Genomic DNA, 2,214 nt, shown 5'->3' with positions numbered 1-2,214 from the left:
GCCGGCGGAGACGGGGGAAATGGCTATGATTGTTTGCGGCGTTGAGCTTACCGGCAGTGATGCAGTGGTGTGTTTTCTGAATATGGACCGGGGGCAGTTCAATTTGCCGGAATGCAAGGTGCGCAAACTGTCACTGCCAAAAAACCATAGCCGTGAAGACCTGAAGCAGTTCCAGGCGGCCTTTGCGGCATTAATGGCCGAGTACGGCGTGACTCACGTCGCGATCAAAGAGCGAATGCCCAAAGGCAAATTTGCCGGTGGTGCTGTCAGCTTCAAAATGGAAGCGGCCATTCAACTGATCACCGATATCGAATTGACGGTGACCCTGCTGCCCTCCGCTCTCATCAAGTCCACACTGGCAGCCAATCCGCTGCCCATTGCGTTTGCAGAGACGGGGTTGAAGGCCTTCCAGGAAGCGGCCTTCGTTTCCGCCTATGTAGGGCAGCTAAAGAGCCAATGACTTCCCGGCTATCGGAAGCTCGAACGCGGTTCACTCAGCGTTCTTGGAGCGGTGAGCCGGTGCGATAACTGTCTACCGCTCAATCATTTCAACAATCTCATGGGACGACTGCGCCATCGGCTCAAAATGCGCCTGCTCGCCCGCGGTGAGCACGGAAACATGGCGTACCTGATAGATCGCATAGGTGGCGAGCAAGCCCAGAACAACGGCCATGTAAACAGGCATGCCCTGAGGGCCCACCAGATTCATAATCAAACCCACGAGCAGAGGCGCCAGGGCAGCGCCCACAATGGTGAGGCTCATCAACAGCCCCACCTCCGACAACCCGAATCCGAGCTTGCTCGCGTACAAAGGCGCCATCGCCCAGAAAGCGCCCATGGCCAGGCCGGAGAGCGCCGAGGTAGCAACGGCCAGCGGCGCAAAGCCGATGATCTTCTTCAGACTGCTCTTCGCCCGCTCGGGAATGTGGGGTTGGCTGCGACTGCTGATGGTGATGGGCAGCAGCGCCCAGCAACTGAGGATGGCCGACACCGAAAACAGCACAAACAGCTCGCCCGGGCTCAGCCTGAGCAGTTGCTGAGCCAGGGCAATTCCCCCAAGGTTGACCACCATATACATGGCGAAGACCCGCCCGCGCTCGTGCTTCTCAGCGCGGGCGTTTAGCCAGCTCTCCGTTACTGTCATCAGGGTGACCAGGGACAATCCTTAAAGGAAGCGAAGCGCCATCCATGCCCAGGGATCAACCCACAGGGAGTGCAGCAGCGCGATGGACGCGCACACCGCCGCGCAGAAGGCAAAGGTACGGATATGGCCCATGCGGCGGATCAAACGGCCACTGATAAAGATGCCGCAGGCGAACCCCACGAAAAACCGGACATGATGACGCCGATCCGTGCCGTGGAAAAACCCTGCTCATTGGCCGTGACCGCCAGCAGCGTATTCAACAAGCCACTGCCGAGCTGTAATAGCGCGACACTCGCGAGAATTGCACCAATAGGGCGCATTAAAGTCCAGATACACACCTCCCTGCCCTGAAATGAAAGGGCTTGTTTGCCTCAGACAGCAAGCACTTGGGGTGTGTTGTTCAGTTGTTGTATCGCCCTGATCGCCGTGCCACTGCTTACTGGCCTGCAATCGCTGCGCCATAGGTGACGCTGTTAATCCGATTCCGGTATGAAAGCTGCAACGCATTCCTTATCTGAGCAAAAGTTTCGATAGGAGCAGACTATGTTACTGGCCACCGATCTCGATGGTACTTTTCTCGCGGGTGATCCCGACAACCGCCTCAAGCTCTACCGACTGGTTGCCGCCCACCCCGAAATAGACCTGGTATTTGTGACCGGTCGCGGCCTGGAATCCGTGCTGCCGCTGCTGTCCGACCCCACCATTCCTCAGCCGGACTACATCATCTGTGACGTCGGCTGCACCGTAGTTCACGGCGAGACCCAGCAGGCCATCCAACCGCTGCAAGGCGAGATCGACGAGCTCTGGCCGGGCGAACAGATGATCGAAGACGCCCTGCTCCCCTTTGACGGCCTGCAGCGACAGGAAGTCCCCCAGGAACGCCGCGTGTCCTATTTCTGCGACGGCGATGTGGTCACTGACGAGATGGTCGCCCGCATTGAGGCTCTGTCCTGCAATGCGCTCTTCTCCAACCACAAGTACCTGGATATCCTGCCCCAGGGCGTGAACAAGGGGCGTACCCTGTCACGACTGGTGAAACACCTGAACGTCGACCCGGAATCCGTGCTGGT

Annotated in this window: 3 protein-coding genes; 2 read left to right on the top strand and 1 reads right to left on the bottom strand. The window is 58.4% G+C overall.

Annotation, left to right across the window (positions count from 1 at the left end):
• The first annotated feature begins 25 nt into the window (after nucleotides 1-25).
• Complete coding sequence (locus tag B2W52_RS20790) at nucleotides 26-460, top strand: DUF3010 family protein (RefSeq protein WP_273017560.1); 435 nt, start codon at nucleotides 26-28, stop codon at nucleotides 458-460.
• A 72-nt stretch (nucleotides 461-532) separates the two neighbouring features.
• Here the strand turns inward: B2W52_RS20790 and B2W52_RS20785 are convergent, their stop codons facing one another.
• A complete protein-coding gene (locus tag B2W52_RS20785; RefSeq protein ID WP_339621836.1) occupies nucleotides 533-1,144 on the bottom strand; it encodes an MFS transporter in 612 nt (203 codons plus the stop codon).
• Between the two features lie 543 nt (nucleotides 1,145-1,687).
• On the opposite strand from B2W52_RS20785, the gene B2W52_RS20780 reads away from it, so the two are divergent.
• A partial coding sequence (locus tag B2W52_RS20780) for an HAD-IIB family hydrolase (protein ID WP_286804011.1) occupies nucleotides 1,688-2,214 on the top strand: 527 nt, incomplete at its 3' end.

The sequence above is a fragment of the Marinobacter sp. UBA2498 genome, assembly GCF_002341575.1.
GTDB classification, from domain to species: domain Bacteria; phylum Pseudomonadota; class Gammaproteobacteria; order Pseudomonadales; family Oleiphilaceae; genus Marinobacter; species Marinobacter manganoxydans.
The sequence above is the reverse complement of the archived record's forward strand: the minus strand, read 5'-3'. Positions and strand labels throughout refer to the sequence as shown.

What these genes read in the sequence shown, in the direction of transcription:
- B2W52_RS20790 (WP_273017560.1), top strand. Translation starts at nt 26, where the DNA reads ATGATTGTTTGCGGCGTTGAGCTTACCGGCAGTGATGCAGTGGTGTGT.
- B2W52_RS20785 (WP_339621836.1), bottom strand. Translation starts at nt 1,144, where the DNA reads ATGACAGTAACGGAGAGCTGGCTAAACGCCCGCGCTGAGAAGCACGAG.